This is a genomic window from Pontibacterium sp. (assembly GCF_041587635.1).
Taxonomy (GTDB): domain Bacteria; phylum Pseudomonadota; class Gammaproteobacteria; order Pseudomonadales; family Balneatricaceae; genus Pontibacterium.
Map to the genome: position 1 here is coordinate 1 of NZ_JBFGYC010000631.1, position 2,170 is coordinate 2,170.

The following is a 2,170-nucleotide window of genomic DNA, read 5'->3' on the forward strand; positions in this document are numbered from 1 at the left end:
ATAGTTAGGTGCTACATTGAGTATTAACTGGTTTCCGGGACATATGCACAAAGCCCGGAAAGAGATTGCCAAGGTGATGGACGAAGTAGATGTCATCATCGAGGTTCTGGACGCACGTTTGCCGCAGTCCAGCACAAACCCGCTGGTGGATACCCTGCGTAAGGGAAAGCCAGCTATTAAGCTTCTGAATAAAAGTGATCTGGCTGATCCTGCCCGCACGAAAGAGTGGCTTGATTACTTCAATGCACAGCCGGACACCATGGCGGTTGCGTTGGACTACGAACAGAAGAAGCAGATCAATCGCATTCCTGACCTGTGTAAAAAAATGGCGCCGTCACGCTCCAACGCAGATCGTCCGGTACGGGCCATGATTATGGGTATCCCCAACGTGGGCAAATCCACCATGATCAATGCGCTGTTAGGTCGACGTATTGCGAAGGTGGGTAACGAACCGGCCGTCACAAAGAGCCAGACCCGCTTCACATCCAAGAACGGCATGGCGTTATCCGATACACCGGGTATACTCTGGCCGAAAATTGAAGACAAAGATTCCGGTTACCGTTTGGCCGCCAGTGGTGCGATCAAAGATACCGCAATTGACTACGAAGACGTTGCACTGTTTGCCGCAGGATTCATGCTGAGTGACTACTCAGAGCGCACACAGGAACGCTACAAACTGAAAGCCCTGCCAGAAAGAGCTGATCAGCTGCTGGAAGAGATTGGCCGCAAACGCGGTGGTCTGCGTCCGGGTGGCGTGATTGATATGCACAAGGCATCTGAAGTGCTGCTGCACGAGATGCGTTCTGGCAAACTGGGCCGTCTCACATTTGAGACGGTTGCCGAGTGGGAAGAGAAACATCGTCTGGCAGAAATTGCCCGACTAGAAGCTGAAGCCGCTGCTCTGGCTGAAGCTGAGCAACAGGAGCAAAAATGAGCCGTTCTAAGAAAAAACGCAGCAATGCGAACCAGTTAATTTTTGAAGATGAAACCGGGCCAAACAAAGCTGAACGCTTTGCCAACCCCAACAGCTATGAAGCGCGTAAGAAACGGGCGATGAAAGACCGTAAGAAAAACCGCTCCGTTTACCAGAAAGAGCTGGATAAACAAGAAGCTGCTAACGCAGGCGACGATCAGGGTCGGCCTAAAGGCGGTCGCCTGGCGGACAAGATTCGTAAGATGAACGCTGATAAGAAAGCAGATTAATTCTGTTTATAGTTTGATCTCCGGTAAACCCTCTTCTATTTTTTGGGATACAGACAACCGGAGATCAAACCATGTCTCACTCACCCATTCACCGTGCCGGGCACTCGCCTATCGAAGTTGAGCTGGAGGAGGGGAAAACCTACACGTGGTGTGCCTGCGGGCGTTCCAACTCCCAGCCTTTCTGTGACGGCTCCCATCAGGGAACCGGTATTGATCCTGTCGTATTTGTTGCCGAACGTAGTGGTACCGTGTGGCTTTGCATGTGCAAACAGACCGCGACGCCGCCGTTGTGTGATGGCTCGCACAATAAGAAAAACAACCTATAGGTTGTGTTAGAATAGCCGCCTTTTGATCACCATCGAGGCAGCTCTCTTGCAGCAGTACGACGTTCTTATTGTGGGTGCCGGCGCATCCGGCTTAATGTGTGCAGCCACCGCGGGCTATCGCGGCCGCTCGGTATTAGTGGTGGAGCATACCAAAAAGATCGGGCGCAAAATCCTGATGTCCGGTGGTGGGCGCTGTAACTTCACAAATATCCATAACGGTCCGGCCAATTTTCTGTCGGAAAATCCTCACTTCTGTAAATCCGCCCTGAGTCGATACTCCGCACAGGACTTTATCGATCTGGTGGATCGTCATGGTATCGAATACCACGAAAAAACACTGGGTCAGTTGTTTTGCAATGAATCCAGTAAAGAGATTCTTGATCTGTTGCTGACCGAGTGTGATTGGGCGGGCGTGACGCTGCAGACCGAAACTGAAGTTAAAAACGTTCAGCAGGTTGAGGGCGGTTATCAGCTGCAAACCTCAAAAGGCCCGGTGCGTTGTCAGTCATTGGTGATCTCTACCGGCGGTTTATCCATTCCTAACGGTGGTGCGACGCCATTTGCCTTTGATATTGCGCAGCAGTTTGGTTTAGGTCTGACGGAACGCCGTGCAGCGCTGGTGCCTTTTACCCTGCAGCCGC

General features: G+C 51.7%; 4 protein-coding genes. All 4 read left to right on the top strand.

All coding sequences use genetic code 11. The features are described from left to right. Window positions 1–16 precede the first annotated feature (16 nt). A complete protein-coding gene (gene ylqF, locus ABYW01_RS20035; protein ID WP_372836199.1) occupies window positions 17–934 on the top strand; it encodes a ribosome biogenesis GTPase YlqF in 918 nt (305 codons plus the stop codon). After that, window positions 931–1,203 (top strand): hypothetical protein, encoded by a 273-nt coding sequence (locus ABYW01_RS20040; RefSeq protein WP_372836201.1) that lies wholly within the window; start codon window positions 931–933, stop codon window positions 1,201–1,203. Before ylqF ends, ABYW01_RS20040 begins: the two co-directional genes overlap by 4 nt. Before the next feature lie 71 nt (window positions 1,204–1,274). Next, complete coding sequence (locus ABYW01_RS20045; protein ID WP_193953229.1) at window positions 1,275–1,529, top strand: CDGSH iron-sulfur domain-containing protein; 255 nt, start codon at window positions 1,275–1,277, stop codon at window positions 1,527–1,529. A 46-nt stretch (window positions 1,530–1,575) separates the two neighbouring features. Further along, on the top strand, window positions 1,576–2,170 hold a 595-nt coding region (locus ABYW01_RS20050; RefSeq protein WP_372836202.1), incomplete at its 3' end, for an aminoacetone oxidase family FAD-binding enzyme.

Bases quoted from the DNA above. Each gene is read 5' to 3' on its own strand.
- ABYW01_RS20040 (WP_372836201.1), top strand. From the start codon at position 931: ATGAGCCGTTCTAAGAAAAAACGCAGCAATGCGAACCAGTTAATTTTT.
- ABYW01_RS20045 (WP_193953229.1), top strand. From the start codon at position 1,275: ATGTCTCACTCACCCATTCACCGTGCCGGGCACTCGCCTATCGAAGTT.